This window comes from Paenibacillus sp. FSL R7-0652 (assembly GCF_038595045.1).
GTDB lineage: Bacteria > Bacillota > Bacilli > Paenibacillales > Paenibacillaceae > Paenibacillus.
This window is the reverse complement of sequence record NZ_CP152001.1, coordinates 6110135-6130749: the sequence shown is the minus strand read 5'-3', so window position 1 is coordinate 6130749 and position 20615 is coordinate 6110135. Positions and strand designations below refer to the sequence as shown.

At 51.4% G+C, this 20615-nt stretch carries 16 protein-coding genes; 15 read left to right on the top strand and 1 reads right to left on the bottom strand.

Annotated elements, in window-relative coordinates:
- Positions 1-132: 132 nt before the first annotated feature.
- The 15 genes from MKY97_RS26715 to MKY97_RS26645 all read left to right on the top strand — a co-directional run bounded on the left by MKY97_RS26715 (position 133) and on the right by MKY97_RS26645 (position 18817).
- Positions 133-1365: a sirohydrochlorin chelatase gene (locus MKY97_RS26715; RefSeq protein ID WP_342553164.1), complete on the top strand. Its 1233-nt coding sequence runs from the start codon at positions 133-135 to the stop codon at positions 1363-1365.
- The gene (gene cobK, locus MKY97_RS26710; RefSeq protein WP_342553163.1) at positions 1362-2144 is read left to right on the top strand and encodes a precorrin-6A reductase; all 783 of its coding nucleotides are present in this window, start codon (positions 1362-1364) and stop codon (positions 2142-2144) included. Before MKY97_RS26715 ends, cobK begins: the two co-directional genes overlap by 4 nt.
- Positions 2145-2270: 126 nt before the next feature.
- Positions 2271-2918 carry a precorrin-8X methylmutase gene (locus tag MKY97_RS26705; protein WP_342553162.1) on the top strand — a complete coding sequence of 216 codons (648 nt, stop codon included), beginning with the start codon at positions 2271-2273 and terminating at the stop codon, positions 2916-2918.
- 633 nt (positions 2919-3551) lie between these two features.
- Positions 3552-4706: a cobalt-precorrin-5B (C(1))-methyltransferase gene (locus MKY97_RS26700; protein WP_342553161.1), complete on the top strand. Its 1155-nt coding sequence runs from the start codon at positions 3552-3554 to the stop codon at positions 4704-4706.
- On the top strand, positions 4669-5952 hold the full coding sequence (gene cbiE, locus MKY97_RS26695; protein ID WP_342553160.1) for a precorrin-6y C5,15-methyltransferase (decarboxylating) subunit CbiE: 1284 nt from the start codon (positions 4669-4671) through the stop codon (positions 5950-5952). Before MKY97_RS26700 ends, cbiE begins: the two co-directional genes overlap by 38 nt.
- A gap of 233 nt (positions 5953-6185) precedes the next feature.
- Positions 6186-6887 (top strand): precorrin-2 C(20)-methyltransferase, encoded by a 702-nt coding sequence (cobI, locus tag MKY97_RS26690; protein WP_342556464.1) that lies wholly within the window; start codon positions 6186-6188, stop codon positions 6885-6887.
- A complete protein-coding gene (gene cobM / locus MKY97_RS26685; RefSeq protein ID WP_145404502.1) occupies positions 6884-7681 on the top strand; it encodes a precorrin-4 C(11)-methyltransferase in 798 nt (265 codons plus the stop codon). The genes cobI and cobM overlap by 4 nt, the downstream gene beginning before the upstream one ends.
- Positions 7674-8762, top strand: a complete 1089-nt coding sequence (locus tag MKY97_RS26680; RefSeq protein WP_342553159.1) for a cobalamin biosynthesis protein — start codon at positions 7674-7676, stop codon at positions 8760-8762. Before cobM ends, MKY97_RS26680 begins: the two co-directional genes overlap by 8 nt.
- A gap of 687 nt (positions 8763-9449) precedes the next feature.
- A complete protein-coding gene (locus tag MKY97_RS26675) occupies positions 9450-11051 on the top strand; it encodes a cobyrinate a,c-diamide synthase (protein ID WP_342553158.1) in 1602 nt (533 codons plus the stop codon).
- 715 nt (positions 11052-11766) lie between these two features.
- The gene (locus tag MKY97_RS26670) at positions 11767-12405 is read left to right on the top strand and encodes a ThuA domain-containing protein (RefSeq protein ID WP_342556463.1); all 639 of its coding nucleotides are present in this window, start codon (positions 11767-11769) and stop codon (positions 12403-12405) included.
- Between the two features lie 72 nt (positions 12406-12477).
- Positions 12478-12858, top strand: coding sequence for a phasin family protein (locus MKY97_RS26665; RefSeq protein WP_342553157.1), 381 nt, complete (start codon positions 12478-12480; stop codon positions 12856-12858).
- Positions 12859-14529, top strand: coding sequence for an AarF/ABC1/UbiB kinase family protein (locus MKY97_RS26660; RefSeq protein WP_342553156.1), 1671 nt, complete (start codon positions 12859-12861; stop codon positions 14527-14529).
- Positions 14530-15088: 559 nt separating this feature from the next.
- Positions 15089-15256 (top strand): hypothetical protein, encoded by a 168-nt coding sequence (locus tag MKY97_RS26655; protein ID WP_342553155.1) that lies wholly within the window; start codon positions 15089-15091, stop codon positions 15254-15256.
- A 79-nt stretch (positions 15257-15335) separates the two neighbouring features.
- Positions 15336-16793 (top strand): SulP family inorganic anion transporter, encoded by a 1458-nt coding sequence (locus MKY97_RS26650; protein ID WP_342553154.1) that lies wholly within the window; start codon positions 15336-15338, stop codon positions 16791-16793.
- A 476-nt stretch (positions 16794-17269) separates the two neighbouring features.
- Positions 17270-18817 (top strand): DEAD/DEAH box helicase, encoded by a 1548-nt coding sequence (locus MKY97_RS26645; RefSeq protein WP_342553153.1) that lies wholly within the window; start codon positions 17270-17272, stop codon positions 18815-18817.
- Positions 18818-19274: 457 nt separating this feature from the next.
- Here MKY97_RS26645 and MKY97_RS26640 read toward each other — a convergent pair whose 3' ends face one another.
- Complete coding sequence (locus MKY97_RS26640) at positions 19275-20207, bottom strand: hypothetical protein (protein WP_342553152.1); 933 nt, start codon at positions 20205-20207, stop codon at positions 19275-19277.
- Positions 20208-20615: the final 408 nt, after the last annotated feature.

Below are 20615 nucleotides of genomic sequence, written 5' to 3'. Positions count from 1 at the left end.
GGATCGTTAGCGCCGAGTTGTGAGCGTAGTAGGCATTAAGTAAGTGAGATGGTTAGCGTGTGGTTGATGTTGATAGATGATGGTTACATGAAAAATCTGATCTGTGGATCGGACAGCGGAGGAGATAAGAAGATGGATGCCATTTTGTTGGTGGGACACGGGAGCCGTGATCCTGAGGGAAACCGTGAGTTAAAGGAGTTTGCGCGTGGGGTTGCCGAGCAGGCACCAGAGAACACGCTGGTGGAGACCTGTTTTCTGGAGTTAACGAGACCGAGTATTGCTGATGGTGTGACAGCTTGTGTAGACAGAGGTGCGACGCGTGTTGTACTGGTGCCGATCATTTTGTTTGCAGCCGGTCATGCCAAGATTGACATTCCGAATGCCATTGACCGTGCCAAAGCACGTTATCCTCAGGTGCAGTTTATATACGGACGCCCGATTGGCGTACATGAAAAAGTGGTGCAGATTATGCAAACTCGCCTGCAGGAGGCACAGCCTGTGCGGGCTGCAGCTCAAGGTGAAGGTGAAACAGATACAGCAGCTGCAGTAGCCGCTCCGCCTGCTGCGTTGAGCGTAACGGATGAAGAGACAGCCGTGCTTGTGTTGGGACGGGGGAGCAGTGACCCGGATGCGAACAGTGACTTTTTCAAAATGACCCGTATGCTGTGGGAGAAGCTTCCGTATAGATGGGCGGAAAGCAGTTTTATCGGGGTTACCCAGCCTTCTTTCCCGGATGGCTTGGAGCGCTGCCTGCTGCTTGGTGCGAAAAAAATTATTGTCATGCCGTACTTCCTCTTTACCGGTGTGCTGATTAAACGCATTGACGAGATGACGGCTGAATTTGCAGCTGCACATCCAGACATTCAGGTCGAAATTGGTGGTTATTTCGGTTTCCATCCAAAGTTGGTCGAGCTTGTGCTGGAGCGTGCTCACGAGGGATTGTACGGGCGTGTGGCAGCGAACTGCGACAACTGCCAATTCCGACTTGAAGCGGCCAAACACCATCATCACCATCACGACCACGACCATGGGCATGACCACGATGAACATGATCATCACCATCATGATCACGATCACCACCACGAAGATCAACATGTCCACAGTCATGATGAGCATACTCATCACAACCATGACCATAGTCACGACCACGAACATGAGCATGCAGAACAGGGTTCCGTCCACCATGAGGCATCGCTTGATTTCCATCATGACCATGATGGAGAGATGCACCACACACATCACGAGCGTGAGGTCAACCGGAACAGCGGGCAGCGGGCAGCGCAGGAGCCCGTTCATGTACAGCCAGATACGTCCTCTGTTCACGCACAGGCCGCAGCGGCTTCAGAGCAGGTGAAGCATTCATGATTTTCATGTTGTGCGGCACCAGTGATGCACGGGAACTTGCGCTTCAAATCCGGCAGCAGGGCTATGACGTATTAACCTCCGTTGTGACGGATAGCGCGGCCCAAAGTCTGGAAGAAGCCGGACTGTCTGTGCGGACAGGCCGATTGACGGTAGAGGCGATGGTGCAGCTGATCCGTGAAAAAAACACCTCTGTCTTTGTGGATGCAAGTCATCCTTTTGCCGAAGAAGCACATGCGAATGCTATGGAAGCCGCGAAACAGGCGGGCATCCCTTACATTCGTTACGAACGAACCGGGCTTGTTTACGATGACCATGAACTACTGCATGTCGTGTCATCTTATGATGAAGCAGCGCTCAAAGCCAAAGAGCTGAAAGGTTCCGTGATGCTGACAACAGGCAGCAAAACGCTGCAAATCTTCACCAAGCACCTGCTCGGTGATCCGGATATACGACTTGTTGCACGCATGCTCCCCCGTCTCGACAATATGGAGAAATGCGCTGAGCTGGGCGTAGAGCAGCGCAATATTATTGCGATGCAGGGACCCTTTTCCCGAGAAATGAACGAAGCACTGTACAAGCACTATGCAGCAACGGTGATGGTTACCAAGGAAAGCGGCAAAACCGGGGCCGTGGACGAGAAAATCCAGTCTGCACTGGAACTGGGGATTCATGTTGTGCTGATCTCACGTCCAGAGGCGGAGTTTGGCACGGTATTTGATCACTATGACGGTATACTAAACGAGCTGAACGAGATGCTGAGGCAGTCATTTCTCCGATAGGCCTAATTTGAATAGTGCAGCTTTGAAGTGCCTGATAGAAAGCAGCAGACTCGGATGTAATGTTCGTTTCGTAATTTATTTCAGGCCGTGTTTCAAATCAATATTTGACAAGGAGTGATTGAGTCGATGGACTTCAAAACGGAGTTTAAACCGCTGACCGTGCAGCCGCAGGAGATTGAGGGTAAAAGTTTTGAAATGATTACGGAGGAACTGGGCGAGCACCCGTTTACCGATGAGCAGTACCCAGTCGTACAGCGTGTCATTCACGCTTCGGCTGATTTCGAGCTGGGCCGCAGCATGGTATTTCACCCTGACGCGATCCAGGCAGGTATCACCGCGCTGCGCGCAGGCCAATCGGTTATTGCTGACGTGCAGATGATTCAGGCGGGTGTGAGCAAGGACCGTATTCGCGGATTTGGCGGCGATGTGCATGTGCATATTTCCGACCCGGACGTGATGGAAGAGGCGAAACGTCTCAACACCACTCGTGCCATCATCTCGACGCGCAAAGCAACCCAAATGTATGAGGGGGGCATCTACGCCATCGGTAACGCACCCACCGCGCTGCTGGAGCTGATTCGTCTTGTTAAAGAGGGCGAGGCCAAGCCAGGGCTGATTATCGGCATGCCGGTAGGTTTTGTATCCGCTGCCGAGTCGAAGGACGAGCTGCGCAAGCTGGACATTCCGTTCATCACCAACATCGGCCGCAAAGGCGGCAGTACAATCGTTGTGGCTGCCCTTAACGCGATCTCGTTGATGGCTGTGAAGGCATAGATCTGTGTGGGAGTAATAAGGAGGTTTGCCTCGATCGACCAGTGAGGTCGAAAGAAATCTAACTGATCTGATTTAAGTCTGGTTAGCGAGCCGTGCCGAATCCTAATGAGAACTGGAATAGTCTTCACGAAGGGCTATGTCCGAATCTGTTAAAGTCCAGCAACTTCTAACGATCACCAGGAAGCTTATTTTGCGTAAAATCAGCCTTTTGAAATTGTAACGATCCTGAGGGACGTTATTTGGCTGAAACTCGTCCAGAAGTGCCGAAAATGACCCATTATTGGTGAAATAGCGTCTCCTGAGATCGTTAGAAATCCAGCGAGGTCAAATTAGTCCAAATAACGTCATCTGTGATCGTTAGCGCGTACTTGTGGCATGGGCGGATCTTATGTAACTGAGATGGTTTGCGTGCGTGCCATTAGTAGGTATAGGTCTAGTCCAGCAACTTCTAATAATTTCCAATGGTTAGCGCCCAGTTACTAGCGTCATATTTGCTGAGTACACCGAGAAATTGATTAACCAACAATTCATACAAGACTAACCATCAATCCATAATCAACAATCAACATGAACCATCAGTAAATATAAGCGCACGAACAAACAAGCAAATCAAAGGACGGGAGGTTCAAAGCCATGGAAAAGAAGCGCATGAAAAGCGGAGAAGTACCAGACCCCGACAAACCGATGCGTTCCGGCTTTACGACGGGGGCGTGTGCGACAGCGGTTGCTAAAGGAGCAACGCAGCTCCTGTTAACGGGACATATCCCTGTGCAAGCCGTGGTTTCCTTGCCCGCCGGCTTTGACCACTCGTTCGAGCTGATCGAGCAGGGACTGATGGCGGACGGCACGGCAACCTGTGCCACGATCAAAGATGCCGGGGACGACCCGGACGCTACCCATTTGGCGAAGATCATCGCACATGTGTCCTGGAAGGACGAGCCGGGGGTGGAGCTGGATGGAGGCATCGGTGTGGGTCGCGTCACGAAGCCCGGTCTTCCCGTGCCTGTAGGCGAAGCGGCGATCAATCCCGTGCCGCGCCGTATGATTACCGAAGCGGTGACTCAGGTCCTGACTGAACATGGTACTGCCAGAGGGGTGCGGGTGGTGATCAGCGTACCGGACGGCGAAGAGATTGCGAAGAAAACGCTCAATGCACGGCTTGGCATTCTTGGAGGCATCTCCATTTTGGGCACACGAGGCGTGGTCGTTCCGTTCTCTACTTCGGCATACAAAGCCAGTGTGGTGCAGGCCATTTCCGTTGCGCAGGCTTCGGGGTGTCAGCACATTGTGCTGACAACAGGCGGCAGCAGTGAGAAGTATGCCATGAAAATGATGCCTGAACTGCCGGAGGAAGCCTTTATTCAAATGGGTGACTTTGTTGGCTTTGCGATCAAACACGGGAAACGGCTCGGCATGAAACGCATCAGTCTGGTCGGGATGCCGGGTAAATTTGCCAAAGTCGCGCAAGGGGTCATGATGGTGCATTCCAAAAGTGCGCCGGTGGATTTTGGATTTCTTGCGTCCGTGGCTCGCGAGACCGGGGCTGGCGATGAACTGGCGCAAGCGATCGAGGAAGCCAACACGGCGACTCAGGTGGCGGATATGATGACCGAAGCGGGATACTTGCCTTATTTTGAGAAGTTATGCCTGTACGCCTGTCAGCACTGTTTGGAACATGCGGGCGGCGGCGTAACGGTGGAAGTGGTGCTTGTCACTATGAAAGGAATGGAACTGGGGAGGGCGGAAATCAGTGAACTCGAACACAACAACTGGAGCAAAGAATCGTAACATCCGCATTATTGGCGTGGGCGAAGAGGGTGCAGCCGGACTTACGGCAGACAGCCTGAATCTCATTCAGGAGGCAGATGTGCTGGTAGGAGGCGAGCGCCTGCTGCAATTTTTCCCGGCGTTTGCGGGAGAGAAGCTGGTGATTAAGAGCAGTTTGAACGACCTCGTTATGAAAATAAAAGCGCTGCGGGACTCGCACAACATCGTTGTGCTTGCCTCGGGAGACCCGCTGTTTTACGGCATCGCCGGGTATTTCGCACGTAAACTCGGCCCGGATCAGCTGGACATCCGGCCTAATCTCAGTTCGCTGCAGCTGGCGTTCGCAAGGCTTGGCGAGAGCTGGCATGACGCCGTGCTCGAAAGCGTGCACGGCCGCCCGCTCAAAGGCCTCGCCCAGCGCATCGATGGCAAAGCCAAAATCGCGCTGCTCACGGACGAGCATAACAGCCCCGCTGCGATCGGGGCATACCTGCAGCAGTTCGGCATGACCGAGTATGATGCCTACGCTGCAGAAAACCTGGGCGCGGCAGATGAGCGTGCCCGCCATTACACCCTGGACGAGCTGGCAGCGGCTGAGTGCAGCCCGCTGAACGTCGTCATTTTGCTGCGCCGCAAGGATGCACCGGCGCCGCGCAAAGGCTTCGGGTTTGCCGATGAGGAATTCCATCAGCGCAAACCCGAAAAGGGCCTCATCACCAAGCGTGAAGTCCGCGCGTTCAGCTTATCCGAGCTGAACCTGGGCGAGGACAGCATCGTGTGGGATATCGGCGCAGGCTCAGGTTCGGTGGCGGTGGAGTGCACCCGGCTGGCGCCGCGGGGGCAGGTCTTCGCCATCGAAAAGAACGAAGGTGACCTCGTGAACATCGAGGCCAACCGCATCAAATTCCGGACGGATTTTACCGTCCTTCATGCCAAAGCACCAGCGGGGCTGGACGAACTGCCGGATCCCGATGCGGTGTTCATTGGCGGCAGCGGCGGTGAACTCGCGCAGCTGATCGCCCTATGTGCGTCCCGCCTGCGCCCTGAGGGACGCATCGTGGTGAATGCAGCGACCATCGAAACGCTGCATGACAGCATGAAGGCGATGCGCGATGCAGGCATGGACGCCTCCGTGACCTTGCTGCAGACGGCGCGGAGCAAGCCGATCCTGAACATGACCCGTTTTGACGGACTGAATCCAATCTATGTTATTACAGGACAATATACAGCTGCAGGAGAAGCGGAAACGGTAAACGGAGCAGAGTAGCTCGACAGGGAAAGAAAAAGGGGGAGAACCGCATTAGCACAACAACAGGAAATATCACAAGTGACGCATCAAGTTTCACAGGAACCGATTCGGAAAGTGCTGCAGCAAGTGCAGCAGCAGGCGAGACGGTGACTGCAGCCGGAGGGGACGCAGCTGTAAGCACAACTGTGAAAACGACTGCCGGAGAGGTGTCACCATCGGCTTTGCCAGAACCATCGCAAGCGGGCAAAACGATTGGCACACTGTATGGCGTTGGCGTCGGGCCGGGAGACCCGGAGCTGATTACGGTCAAAGCATACCGGATGATTCGCGAATGCCCGGTGGTCGCCTACCCGAAGAAACGCAAAGGCGGTAAATCCTATGCCCACGAGATCGTGGAATTATATGTGAATCCAGAGGAGAAAGAGATGCTGGGGCTGATCTTTCCGATGACCAAAGACCCGGTTGTGCTTGAACGGGAATGGGGCAAAACCGTGGAAGCATGCTGGGAAGCTTTAAAGGAAGGCAAAGATGTAGCGTTTGTGACAGAAGGTGATCCGAACTTATACAGTACATTTATCCACCTTGCACGCCTCATGCGTGAACTGCATCCTGAAGTTCCGATCAGCTCGATTCCGGGCATATCCTCCGTTCTTGGTGCGGCGGCTGCACTCGATATTCATCTGGCAGATGGCGACGAGCAGGTCGGCATTATTCCGGCGACGGCGGACAAAGAAGCGATGCGGCAGGCGATTGAGCATCACGATACGATTGTGTTTATTAAAGTAGCGAAGGTATTGGACCCGATGCTGGAGCTGCTGGACGAGATGGGACTTGGGGGCAAAGCTTCGGTGGTTACCAAAGTCACTTCCCCTTATGAATTGGTCTGGCGTGACGCCCGTGAACTGAAAGGGCAGGAGCTGGAATATTTAAGCCTGATGGTGGTGAGCAAATGAAGACATTAGAACCGAAAGTGTACATTGTTGGTGCAGGCCCGGGAGACCCCGAGCTGATTACGGTAAAGGGCTCGAATATTCTGAAAAATGCCGACCTCGTCCTGTACACGGATTCCCTCGTGAATGATGAACTGATTGCGACAGCCAAACCCGAAGCCGAGGTGCTGCAAAGCTCGGGCATGGATTTGGAACAGCAGGTCGAGCTGATGTGCACCGCAGTCCGGGCAGGACGAAGCGTAGCACGTGTACATACGGGTGATCCGGCGATGTATGGTGCCATTTTGGAACAAATGGTGCTGCTCAAGCAGCAGGGTGTGGATTACGAGATTATTCCGGGCGTTAGCTCTGTATTTGCTTCGGCAGCGGCGCTGGGAGCGGAACTGACTGTACCTGAACTGACACAGACCGTTATCCTGACACGTGCGGAAGGACGCACACCTGTGCCTGAACGGGAAAAGCTTCGCGATTTGGCATCCCATCACTGTACGGTTGCACTCTTCTTGAGTGCGACATTGGCGAAGAAAGTCGTCGTGGAATTCCTTGCCGCAGGCTGGAGCGAGGATACACCGGTGGCAGTAGTGCAGCGGGCAACATGGCCGGACCAGAAAATTGTGCGCACCACGCTGGCTAATCTGGCTGCTGATCTGCGTGCCGCAGGCATCACGATGCATGCCATGATTCTGGCAGGCTGGGCACTTGATCCTGATCTGGTGAACCGGGATGCTCACCGTTCGAAACTGTATGACAAATCCTTCACCCACGGCTATCGCAAGGGAGTGAAGTCCGGTGAGTAATCCGTTTGCTGCTGTAGCGATTACGAAGCATGGCGTGGAGATGGTGCGTAACCTGGAAGGACAGTTTCAGGGTACGGACGTTTATTATATGAGCAAATTCGCCCGTGGCGACGAGGAGCAGCTTGGATATACGCTGTTTGAAGGCTCGGTGAAGCTGATTCTGCCCGACCTGTTCAAACGTTATAACGGCATCATTCTGTTTATCTCTTTGGGCGCCGTTGTACGCATGATTGCTCCGCTGCTGGTGGACAAAAAAGTGGATCCTGCCGTTCTGGTCATCGATGACCGCGGCGAGAACGTCATTAGCGTGCTGTCCGGTCACCTTGGCGGTGCCAACGAACTCACGCGACAAGTGGCGGAAGTTCTTGGTGCGCGTGCTGTTATTACAACAGCTTCGGACGTGCAGGGTACAATTCCGGTGGATATGTTTGGCCGTGAGCTGGGCTGGATCGTGGACAGCTTTGATAAAGCAACTCCTGTAAGTGCGGCGGTGGTCAATGAAGAGCCGGTGGCACTGATTCAGGAGACAGGCGAACGCAATTGGTGGCGTTATAACAAACCTGTACCTGATCATATTCGGGTCTTCCGCAGTATGGAGGAGACGGAATCGTTTGCGTTTAACGCTGCACTGGTAGTCAGTGACCGTTTGCTTTCGGCGGCGGAAGAGGAACGTTTTCTAACCAACGGTGTGCTGTACCGTCCGAAGAGCCTCGTGCTCGGCATGGGATGTAATCGCGGTACGGCGATGGAAGAGTTGGAGCAGGAAGTGCTTGCCACATTGGAAGAGCTGTCCCTGTCTGTGAAGAGCGTGCGCAACGTGGCTACGATTGATCTAAAAAAAGATGAGGAAGGCCTGCTGGCCTTATGCGCTAAGCACGGCTGGGAACTCGTAACCTATACTCCGGCGGAACTGAATACGGTGCAGCTTGCTAATCCGTCCGAGACAGTATTTAAATACACCGGAGCCTATGGCGTAAGTGAACCGGCGGCGCTGCTTTCTTCGGGAGCTGATCATTGGCTGCTTGAAAAGAAAAAGAGCGGCAACCTGACGATTTCTGTCGCCCGGGCTGCGTTTGATTAAGCTCGATTTGTGTGATTGAAAAGCATTTCGTGTGACCAACTAGCTTTTGTGTGACCGACAAGCATTTCGTTTGAAAAACTAGCATTAACGTGTCTTCGATCGTGTGCATCCCCAATAAGCACGAATGTGTTTTGGGGAAACACTGGCGAGCACTGCGGCCTATCATTAAGTTTGCATACGTTTATGACAGAGTATGACCTTATGTTGTTGATGTTCCAACTCTAACGATCACCAGCGACCTTATTTGGCGAAAAAAGCACACATTTAAATGCTAACGATCCTGAGAGACGTTATATAGAGCAAAAAGCTCAAATCTCAGCTATATTCTCCGCAAAATGGTCAAATAACGTCTGTGGTGATCGTTAGAATGTAGAGTTTCCCCATTTTGGGGCAAATAGCGTCATCTGAGGTCGTTAGAAATGTTTAGAAACAGAGTCACGTCTAACAAGACCATCCAGTCTCTTCAAGCAGATCAAAGCTATCGTTTATCTTGATGCGTTCACGCACAAAAAAGCAGCTGCTATCACCTCATGAACATGACCGTCCCAGCCGTTGGAATCGATATGGGATGGTCTATTTGTTATATGTAAAGCAAAGGCGGGATGTATGATGAACTCAAAAAATGTAAGGACCACCGTATCCAATAATGAAGCCTTACCAATGAAATCAAATAATGGAGCCTTACCAATGAAATCTAATAACGAAACCATAACAGCGACGTCCAATAACCAAAGTGCACCTCGGCTGATTATCGCGGGCACAGGTAGTGGTGCAGGGAAAACAACTGTAACGCTAGGTTTAATGAAGGCATTTGCCCAGCGCGGATTGAGCGTTCAGGGGTTCAAATGCGGTCCGGATTATATTGATCCAACGTATCATACGGCAGTGACCGGTCGAGCTTCACGTAATCTGGACGCATGGATGACTTCACCTGCATATGTGAGGGAGACGTTTGAGAAAAGGGCAGCTGGACATGATATCTCCATTATTGAAGGTGTGATGGGTCTGTATGATGGCAAAGACCCGCTCAGCAGCACAGGTTCTACCGCAGAGATCGCAATGGTTACGCAAACACCTGTAATTCTGGTGGTCGATGTACGCAGTATGGCGCGCAGTGCGGCGGCGATCGTGCTGGGATTTCAGCAGCTGGAGCCGGAATTGAACATTGCTGCTGTGATTGTTAACCGGTGCGGAAGCGCGGGGCATTATACGATTGTGAAAAAAGCCATTGAGCAAATGTGCGGCATTCCGGTTGCTGGCTGGCTAAAGCGGGATGAAGACTTGTTTATCCCCGAGAGACATCTCGGACTCGTCCCCGCGATCGAACGCGGAGAACTGGAGCCTTTATTCCAGCGGGCAGCCGAGATGATGCTGGAAGGAACGAATCTGGATCTTCTGCTGGAACTGGCAGCAAGTGCTCCCCCGCTCCCGCTGCAGTGCAGCAGCACAGCTGGCACAACTCATGCAGCCTCCAACGATCCAGCCATTACTGCTGAGACTGCTCGTAATAGCGTTATTACCCAAGCAGTTATTGCAGCCAATGCTGCCGATATCGGCAGCACTGCCCACACAGCCAGTGTGAACGACACCGAGCATGTGTCCCACCCGACAGTTCCCCACATTCACGGCAAGCCAGATACGTATCAGCCTGTTATTGCTGTAGCTCGTGATGCGGCATTTAACTTCTATTATCCCGACAATCTGGAACTGCTCGAAGCGGCGGGAGCAAGGCTGCACTTCTTCAGCCCGCTCGCTGGCGAAGGTATTCCGATGGAGGCAGACAGCATATATCTCGGTGGTGGTTTTCCTGAGGAGTTTGCGGCGGTGATTGCCGAAAATGAACATTTCTTGAATGGGCTGCGCGAAGCAGCCCGTTCCCGGATGCCGCTGTTTGCGGAGTGCGGCGGCTACATGGTGCTTGGCGAAACGCTGACTGACCGTGAAGGGAAAACGTATACTATGGCAGGGATTATTCCTGCGCAGGTACAGATGCAGAAAAAACGAGCCGCACTGGGATATCGGGAGGCGAGTGCGGTTCAGGATTCCTTTTTGCTGAAACAGGGTGAAGTGCTTCGGGGGCATGAATTTCATTACTCCACGATGACGTATCGCGAAGAAGAACGGATTCAATATGCTTACGAAACGAATGGGCTTCGAGGGGTGAAGCAGGAAGGGTATGCGGCGGGCAGTATTGTGGCTGGATACACACATGTGCACCTTGGTTCATATCCTGCTGCCGCACAGAGATGGGTGGAGCACTGCAGACTTTATCGTCAACAGCGGGTTTAAATCAAGTGAAGCACCTATCTTAGGTGACAGTATGGAGCAGAACCAGCGATAGTTATGTTGTGCTGCTCCTTTACAATGAGAGCAGTGATGCGAACAAAGCTTGGAGAAACTTTGCTGCAAGTATGAAAAATGTAATAGGACTCCAGTCAGAATACTGAGTTGAGTCATCTTGTGAAAATGCGGTATAAATGTCTTGCATGTATTCGTATATCTTCATAGGTCTTCGTGTGCTTGTTCATGCCTCATATGTTTTTTTAGGCCCCTCGTATGGATATTTTGGCAATACGCAGTAGGCTCTAATCCAGCTTGGACCTCCTGAGACTTTGGTCGTGAAGTTGGGTATTCGACGGAGAGATTAAAGGTTTTTAGTGAAGCGTGTGGAATGTGTAGGGATGGAGCATCCTGCGCGAAAAGAGACTGGTGAATACAATACTGGATACAGATGACGTGGATATGCCAAACAATAATGAGGCTATACTAGGGAGTATTCGGATCCAATTCATATCCCGCTGAACAGGGTAGAACAGCTAAGGTGTTTTGATTTCAATATATATTCGTAGAATCCCTGTATAAGAAGCTGAGAAGAGGTATTACAGGTAGTCGATTTGACGATGCATGGTTAATTTATTAGATGATGATGTATGATTAATTTATTCGATAATGAAGCATGCAGACGAATGACGACAACAGGACGACATGAAAGGAGATGATGATGATGGATCATCGCAAAAAAGCATTATTAATTGGAGATTACACACATCCGGATTGGCACCCGCTTCAGGGCGTGGACGCGGAGATCAGCCGGATCTTTCAAGATACGATTACCGTTCAGTGCAGTGAAAATCGCAATATGCTGCTTCATGAGAATATTTCCGGATTTGATGTATGTATCTCATACGTGGACGATTGGAGAGGGAAAGTCTCCCCTCAGCAGACAGCAGGTCTGCTGTCTTATGTGAGCAACGGTGGTGGATTGGTCATCTTACATAACGGAATCTCGCTTCAGAATCGAAATGAGATCAAACAGATGATCGGGGCTAAATTTCTTCACCATCCGCCGTATGCATCGCTAGAGTTTACGGTGACGGAAGAAAATCATCCGGTAACGGAAGGCATTACAGGTTTTACAATGGAGGACGAGCCCTATGAATTTGAATTCGGATCGTTTACCGAGACTAAAATTCTGCTGGAATACCAGTCCAAAGAAGGACCGAAGCCGGCAGCATGGGCACATAAATATGGACTGGGCAGAATCGTATACTTGATGCCTGGGCATTCTGTACCATCCTTTGCGAATGAAACGTATCGTCGATTGGTGCTGCAGGCAGGTAAATGGGCAGCGCGATACGTGTAAGGATGCTCTCCTTTTTGCATGTCGAGGCTTAAGGGGTGTAATATATAGACAACAAAGAGGAGGATGAATAAGATGAGCGATTTGTTCAAGAAGGCGTTCTCGTTAGGGCTTGGTCTTACGGTAGTCAGCAAGGAAAAGATTGAGAAAACCGTGGATGATCTGGTGGAACGCGGAAAGCTTGCGCCCGGAGAATCCAAAGCGTTTGTTGAACGATTGCTGGAGCGTGGTGAGGAGGAGCAGGGCCAGCTGAAACGTATTATTCAGGAGCAGGTCAAGCGTGTGCTTCAGGAAGCCGGTGTGGCCTCCGAAAGTGACGTGACTGGTCTGGAGCAGCGTGTGGCTGTTTTGGAAAAAAAGCTGGCCGAGCTGAACCAGACACCGCAGCTTCAACTTGATGAATCCCCGGCTCCATCTGAAGATTCCCCTCCTCTCAAAGGAAACGAGATCGAATAGATGGCTTTGCGGATCAAACATGTCGGCAGATACCGGGAGATTGCCATGGCGCTGGTGCGTCATGGCTTCGGGTATATGGTCGAGGAGCTGGGATTATTCCAGATGCTCGCTCTTCCCAGACGGTGGATGTCGCGTGAAGCGCAGCCAACCAAGACGCTGAGTGAACGGATCAGACTGGTGCTGCAGGAGCTGGGGCCGGCTTTTGTGAAGCTGGGGCAACTTGCAAGCACAAGGGCAGATCTGTTACCTGAATCGGTTATTCGTGAGTTGGTGAAACTGCAGGATCAGGTTCCGCCGTTTTCGTCCGAGACAGCGCGGGGTATTTTGGAACAGGAATTGGATACACCGCTGGAGGAGATCTTTTCCCGGTTCGAGGATACCCCGGTGGCCGCGGCCAGTATTGGCCAAGTGCATCTGGGCAAACTTCAGAGCGGAGAGGCGGTGGCGGTCAAGATCCAGCGTCCGGGTATATCGCGGATTGTGCAGCGCGACCTGGATATCCTGCGGGAACTGACTGCTATGGCAGAGAAGCGCTGGGAATGGGTGAAGCAGTACCAGATTCCGCAGATGGTGGAAGAGTATGCTCAGGCCCTGATGGCAGAACTGGATTATACCGTAGAAGGCCGTAATACGGAGAAGATTGCACAGCAGTACCAGCAGGACAGCAAAGTGAAGATTCCGGTGATCTATTGGGATCAGACTTCATCACGTGTACTGACTATGGAATATATCGAAGGCATCAAGCTGAACGATCGGGATGAACTTGTAAAGCGCGGCCATGATTTGAACAATATCGCCGAGCGGCTCGTGGATGCCCTGCTGAATCAGATTTTTATGCATGGCTTTTTTCACGCCGACCCGCATCCGGGTAATCTGATGGTGCTCAAGGACGGACGACTGGCGTTCATTGACTTCGGCATGGTGGGCAGCCTGAGTGATGAGATGAGGCAGCAGCTTGCGTCACTTATTATCGGGTTGATGCGTAAGGATACGGACAGCATGATTCGCGCCATTGAGAAGCTGGGCATGATGCCGGATGACATGGATGCGCGTGCGCTTCATGTGGATTTGGACAAACTTCGAACGAAGTATTACGATATTCCTTTTTCCAAAATCAGTGTAGGGCAGGCGCTCAATGATCTGTTTGGCATTGCGCAGAAACATAGAGTTGTCATGCCCGCGGATATTTTGCTGATGGGCAAATCACTGCTGACGATGGAGGGGGTCATCGAACATCTCGATCCGACCTTGAGTATTGTCGATATGGCGGAGCCATTCGGAAGGAAGCTGTTGAAGGAGCGTTTTAGCGCGGGCCGCATCAAAAATCGGCTGTTTCGCAGTGCGGCAGACATGGCAGAAAGTGTTATCGGGCTGCCCGGGCAGCTGCGGCAGCTGTCCTCGATCATCAGCAAAGGCAAACTGCGGCTGGAGATCAGCGTACCCGAATTAGAGTCGCTTATGCGCAGACTGGACCAAATCAGCAATCGTTTGTCGTTCAGCATTGTGCTGCTCGCATTCTGTATCATCATGGTTGGACTTATTATCGGATCATCTATTAGTCATCAATCCACGATGCTGTGGGATATTCCGGTGATTGAGATTGGTTTTCTCGTGGCGATCCTCATGGTGGCGTTCCTGCTGTATTCCATATTCAAGTCTGGCAGGTTTTAAATCTGGCAGGTTCACAGAAGACGTGCAGTTGTACGATCTAACGTCATAGATTATAAATATTCAACGCGAGGATCTTTCCATGAAAGACTCCCTGCGTTTTTTTTGCGCTTAAATCCTTAAAGAGCCGGAAAAGGACTCTAACACTTTCTGCAGCTGGCAGCCTGCTTTATTTTGAAGTATCAGGATAAGGCGGAATGCTAATTTTATGTGCCGTAGAGATAAAGTGAGTTAAATATAGAAAGATGAAGATAATAGGAGATAAGATTCTGTTTTTACGCTATTACCGTGTTCGTATATACGTATTTCTGTACTATAATAATAGGTCAGTAGATTAACGGACCCGGTTTTTCTGAGAGGGGAAAACCAATTAGACATCGATTCGTCAAGCTCGTCTCATCGAGAATTGAGACCAGATGATTGAGATGCTGTAAGCAGGAAAGACAACTGAATGCATAGCGGAACAGGTTGTACATACTGGAACGGCAATGACATGATGGTTTTGAAACGACGTTCGAGCCCTATTACTGAATTGAATCATCATGGACCCAGGATAAGTAGATTGGAAAAGCTTAAAGAAAAGCTTATGGCAGGATATGCCTCCGGGCATGTTCATATCGCAGGTGAATTGTCAGCACGCACAGCAGTATTTTCTACGGATACTTATCCGTTACTTTGTGTTATTTCTGGCCATCTGCTTCTCGCTAACTATGGATTTCAGGGGATTTGATCGGATATGTACGTCTTCCGTTATTGCCTCAGTAGGATCGTTAATTGAGGGACACATCTAGGAGGCAAAGCAGGAATATATGAATACGTTAAAACAGCAGTGGTTTGGTAACATTCGAGGAGACGTGCTCGCAGGCATTACAGTAGCGCTGGCACTCATTCCGGAGGCTATTGCGTTCTCCATTATTGCCGGTGTTGATCCGATGGTCGGATTGTACGCGTCGATTACGATCGCCATCGTCATTTCGATTGCAGGCGGCAGACCGGGCATGATCTCGGCAGCAACAGGAGCTATGGCCGTATTAATGGTGGGGCTTGTCAAGGATTACGGCGTGGAGTATCTTTTTGCGGCGACCATTTTGACAGGCATTATTCAATTTATTTTAGGCATATTCAAAGTGGGGCGATTTATTACGTTTGTGCCTCATTCGGTATTAACCGGATTCGTGAATGCACTTGCGATTCTGATCTTTATGGCTCAGTTAACTCACTTTACGGGAGCAAACTGGATCATGTATGTGATGGTGGCGGGTACACTGGCAATCATCTATATTTTGCCGCGTTTTTTCAAAGGTGCTCCTGCTCCGCTTGTGGCGATTATCATCATGACCATTATTACAGCGGTCTTTCATCTGGATGTCAAAACGGTAGGTGAGATGGGTAATCTGACGAGTACGCTGCCGATGTTCCATCTGCCCAATATTGCGTGGACATGGGATACACTGATGATCCTGCTGCCGTATTCGTTTACGATGGCACTTGTCGGTTTGCTGGAATCCTTGTTGACCGCGACCATCGTTGATGAGATGACCGAGACCAAAAGCAGCAAAAACCGTGAGGTGCGTGGTCAGGGGATTGCAAACTTTGTGAACGGTCTTTTCGGAGGTATGGGTGGCTGTGCGATGATCGGACAGTCTGTCATTAATGTGAAGTCAGGCGGACGCGGCAGGCTGTCGACATTTACAGCAGGAGCGTTCCTTGCCATTTTGCTGCTGCTGCTGAGCGGGGTGGTAAAGCAGGTTCCGATGGGTGCGTTGGTCGGCGTGATGTTTATGGTGTGTATTGGTACGTTTGACTGGAGTTCTGTTAAAAATATCGCCCGCGTACCACGTGCAGAGGCGATTGTTATGGTCGTAACGGTAGCGATCGTGGTTTACACGCATGACCTGTCACTTGGTGTGATGGTGGGTGTCGTGCTCAGCATACTGCATTTCGGCTGGAAACAGACCAAGATTCGCGTAGAAACCAGCATAGAGCAGGGACAGAAAGTGTATCATGTACACGGACCGTTCTTCTTTGGTTCTTCTTCTCACTTCGTGGATAAATTCGATGCGGAAGCCGATCCGCAGGACATCACCATTGACTTTGGCGGCTCACATATCTGGGACAACACCGCGGTCGTGGCGATTGGCAAAGTAAAATTCAAATATGCGAAGTTCGGCAAAACCGTTCACCTGCGTGGGTTGAACGAAGAAAGCTCCCGTCTGTTGGAACGCAGCGGATATAAGGTTTCCGGTACGGGCGGGCATAGCGCGTAAATTAGTTAACGCTGGACATTTTCATATGGAGCGGTTTCTTTAAGGTGTATGCCGGGGGAGCCGCTTTTTTTTGCATCTGTGAGCGCCAGCAATCATCAGAAGGCTGTTCATAGTTAGACGTATTTGAACCCTTAACGTTCTTAACGATTAGCATATTCATTTCCTAGATGTCTTATTATTACGATACATTTATGCTGTAAGTTGGCGTGACAGTTCAGTTTCGCTTTTGTTTTACTGGATGAACGTGTAAACTACAGGGTATGGAGAAGAAGAGCAAGGAATGATTGCTTTTTAAAAATTCATTTCATAATCAGAGTTGAATTCAGGAAAACTAGTGTGGACTTCCCTCGTATGCAGAACTCAAACACAGACATAGACTCATTCAAGTTCAGGCGGAGATGCTCATTTGCATTTTCCGGCAGCTGAGGTCTTCTATGAAATGAACTTATCTAAATGAATATACAGAGGTGTAACGATTGGCAAATTTCGAACAATTAGGTATTCGCCCGGAATGGTGCGAGGTGCTGAAACATCAGGGCATTGCCGTGCCGACTCCGGTACAGGAGCGTTCAATTCCGGTACTGCTGGGTGGACGTGATATCATTGCCGAGGCACAGACGGGCACAGGGAAAACGCTGGCTTTTTTGCTGCCGATTATTCAGAAAATTAACGTATCCGACCGCTCCCCGCAGGCACTGATCATCGCGCCCACGCGTGAGCTGGCGCTGCAGATTACGGAAGAAGCGAAGAAACTGACAGCAAATGATGATAAGCTGCATGTGCTTGCTGTCTACGGTGGACAGGATGTAGAGAAGCAGCTGCGCAAGCTGCAGAATGGAACACAGATCGTTGTAGGGACACCAGGCCGCCTGTTGGATCACCTGCGCCGCGGTACATTGAAGCTCGATAATGTGAAAAAACTGGTGCTGGACGAAGCGGACCAGATGCTGCACATGGGCTTCCTGGACGATGTAGAGACGATTCTGAAAGAACTGCCGCATAAACGTCAAACGATGCTGTTTTCCGCTACAATGCCTAAAGGCATTCGTATGCTGGCGAAGAACTATATGAAAGACCCGGAGGACGTAAAAGTTTCCTCCAAGTCCGTGATTCCGATTCATCAGATTCGCCAGCAGGTGCTGGAATGTATAGACCGCGGCAAGTTTGATGCACTTCGCGGCATGATTGATACGTATCGCCCGTATTTGGCGATTATTTTCTGCCGGACGAAGCGCCGGGCTTCGAAGCTGAACGAAGATCTGCGCGAAGCAGGGTATGAAAGTGACGAGCTTCACGGGGATTTGTCCCAATCCAAGCGGGAAAATGTTATGAAGGCATTCCGCGATGCGAAGCTGCAGATCCTTGTAGCTACAGACGTTGCAGCACGTGGACTGGATGTTGAAGGGGTTACTCACGTATTCAACTACGACATTCCGCATGATGCGGAAAGTTATATTCACCGTATCGGTCGTACAGGCCGAGCAGGTGGAACGGGTCTTGCTGTGACGTTTGCAACGCAGCACGATAGACCGGAACTTGCTCGGATCGAGGAAGGCACGAATCAGAAGCTTAACCGCATCCAATGGACAAGCGAAGGGCCAGTCGCTTCTACAGGAGCTGCTCGCCGCGTAATTAATAGCGAGGGCAATGATGAGCGCGGCGGTCGCACTGCCGGGACTGGCAGTGCCCGTCGCGGTGCAGGGCGTAACGACCGCCGGGAAGGTGGACGTGGCGGTCGTGGTTCACGCAGCGGCGAAGGCGGACGCAGCGGTGGGCGTAGTGGCGGCCGCAGCGGGGATGAGCGCAGCGCTGGCCGTGGATCGGCACGCAGCAGCAGCCGCGGCACAAGCCAAGGCGGCCGCGGGGGTGCAGGCCGCGGCGAAGAGCGCAGCAGCGGCGGCTGGGCTGGCCGCAGCGCAGACAAGCGCACCGCTGGGCGCGGCGGTGCTGGTTCTGGCCGTTCGGACGCCGCAGGACGCGGTCCGAGCAGGGGCGACCGCCGCGATTCTCGCCGCGGACGGTAGTGCAATGGGCGCAGGCGGCGACGCAGCCGCATCTTGCGCCATGACACAACAACCATGCAGCTGCGAATGCCGCATGGGTCATACCGAGAGGATTCGGGTACGTAATTGTACCGAACCCTCGAACCAAGGGTCGCGACGGAACCACGTCGCGGCCCTTTTTTACATCCAACTTCATATGGACTCATCTACACGATGAATTTCGCTCCAGCCTCACGGCGTGAATCCATACGACAAAACACCTCATCCTAGACCTAAGGACGGGGTGTTTTCTGAATAAAACTTATATGATTAAGGATGGCACGACATCACAAGCGGCTTGAGTAAGATGCAGGGGGGCACAGTGTAAGGTTCGTCTATATATAGGGAGCTGATTTGCATTATTTTACTTATCACTCTGTAAAGTGGGCAATCACGCTGAGATATCTCACATATCTCCGACTATCCCTGCTGCTCACGGTTATCTATGAACATCGGCGTACTGATCCCGATACTTCTCATTGTAGACCCGGCCGACAGACTCGGCGAGCCCTCCACGTGCTTTGGCTGGATAACGCTCGATCGTGTGATAGAGGCGCATGAACCGGTCTTTGGGCATGAAGCGGGCATAGCGGGTGATCAGACTGGGAAACAGTTGGATATATTTGCTTTTACGCACAGCAGCGGCGGCAACGGCAGTTAGGATCTGAATACCGTTATGCAGCTGTAAAATATGAACCTCATATGTTGCGATATAACGTATCGCGTCTTCGCGGATCAATTCCGGCTTCAGCCGGGCAACCTCACCGATATAATCGGCGAGCAGCCGCTCGAAGTTATCGAGCAGGAGTGGTTTCAGCTGCAGGTCCATGTCGCTCCGCAGGACAAAGGATTGCAGGAGCGCTACCTGCTGCAGTCGAATCCGGTCGTTATAGACCAGGGAGCCGATCTCACGCAGCATCTCATAGGCAGTCGCCTCGTCTTCTTTTCGCGCTTCAGCGACGAGGGCCCAGTTTCGATTGACGCCCTGGCGGATTGCTTCTTCGTCCAGCCGAAGCATACGTCTCATCTCGCGCCGCTGTTCGACCGGAAACGAACGCTGCTGCATGAAGGTCATACCGCCGAGCAGCAGCAGCGACACCGATGCTGCGATCATGGATTGATCCAGCGTTTCGCCGAAATATACAGCTGCTGCGCCGAGAAGCATAACGAAGAAAACATCACGCACCATCCGGCGTTTCACCCGGGAAGCAGCTTTCTCCTCTACAGAGACAAGTGTCCTGCGTCCGCAGGAGGTGCACTGATTTTCCCAGAGGCAGGTATACTGTCCACATCGCTTGCAAATGCGCAGCTTTTCGAAGGCATAGGTCGTTCGCTTAAACGGCCTTATGGATACCACTTTTTTGGTGCTCATGCTCCATCACGTCCGCCATTCAAAATATTGTACAAGGTGCGGTCTGTATCTTCTCGAGTAACCGGCTTTCGGCGATGCAGCTGAAATGAAATAACCTTGATGAAGACAAAAAGAAACAATATGGCGAGGCATACGTATGTAACCATAATCCGTCCCTTTCTAAGGCTTGGGAATCAAGCACTGTTATATTGCAGTTTGCTGGCAATAACTATATCATATTTCCATAGTTGGTATAATATTTGCGGCGGAAGCCCTAAAAACGTCGATTTTTGTCAAACATTACAAAATTGTAACTCAGAATAGGGGTGCTTTTCAGATTTTATTAGAAGACTGTTAAGATTTCCTTAAGGCTTGACGCCTATAATAAACTATTCGCATTTTAATCTCAAACGTGAAGGAGTACAGCCC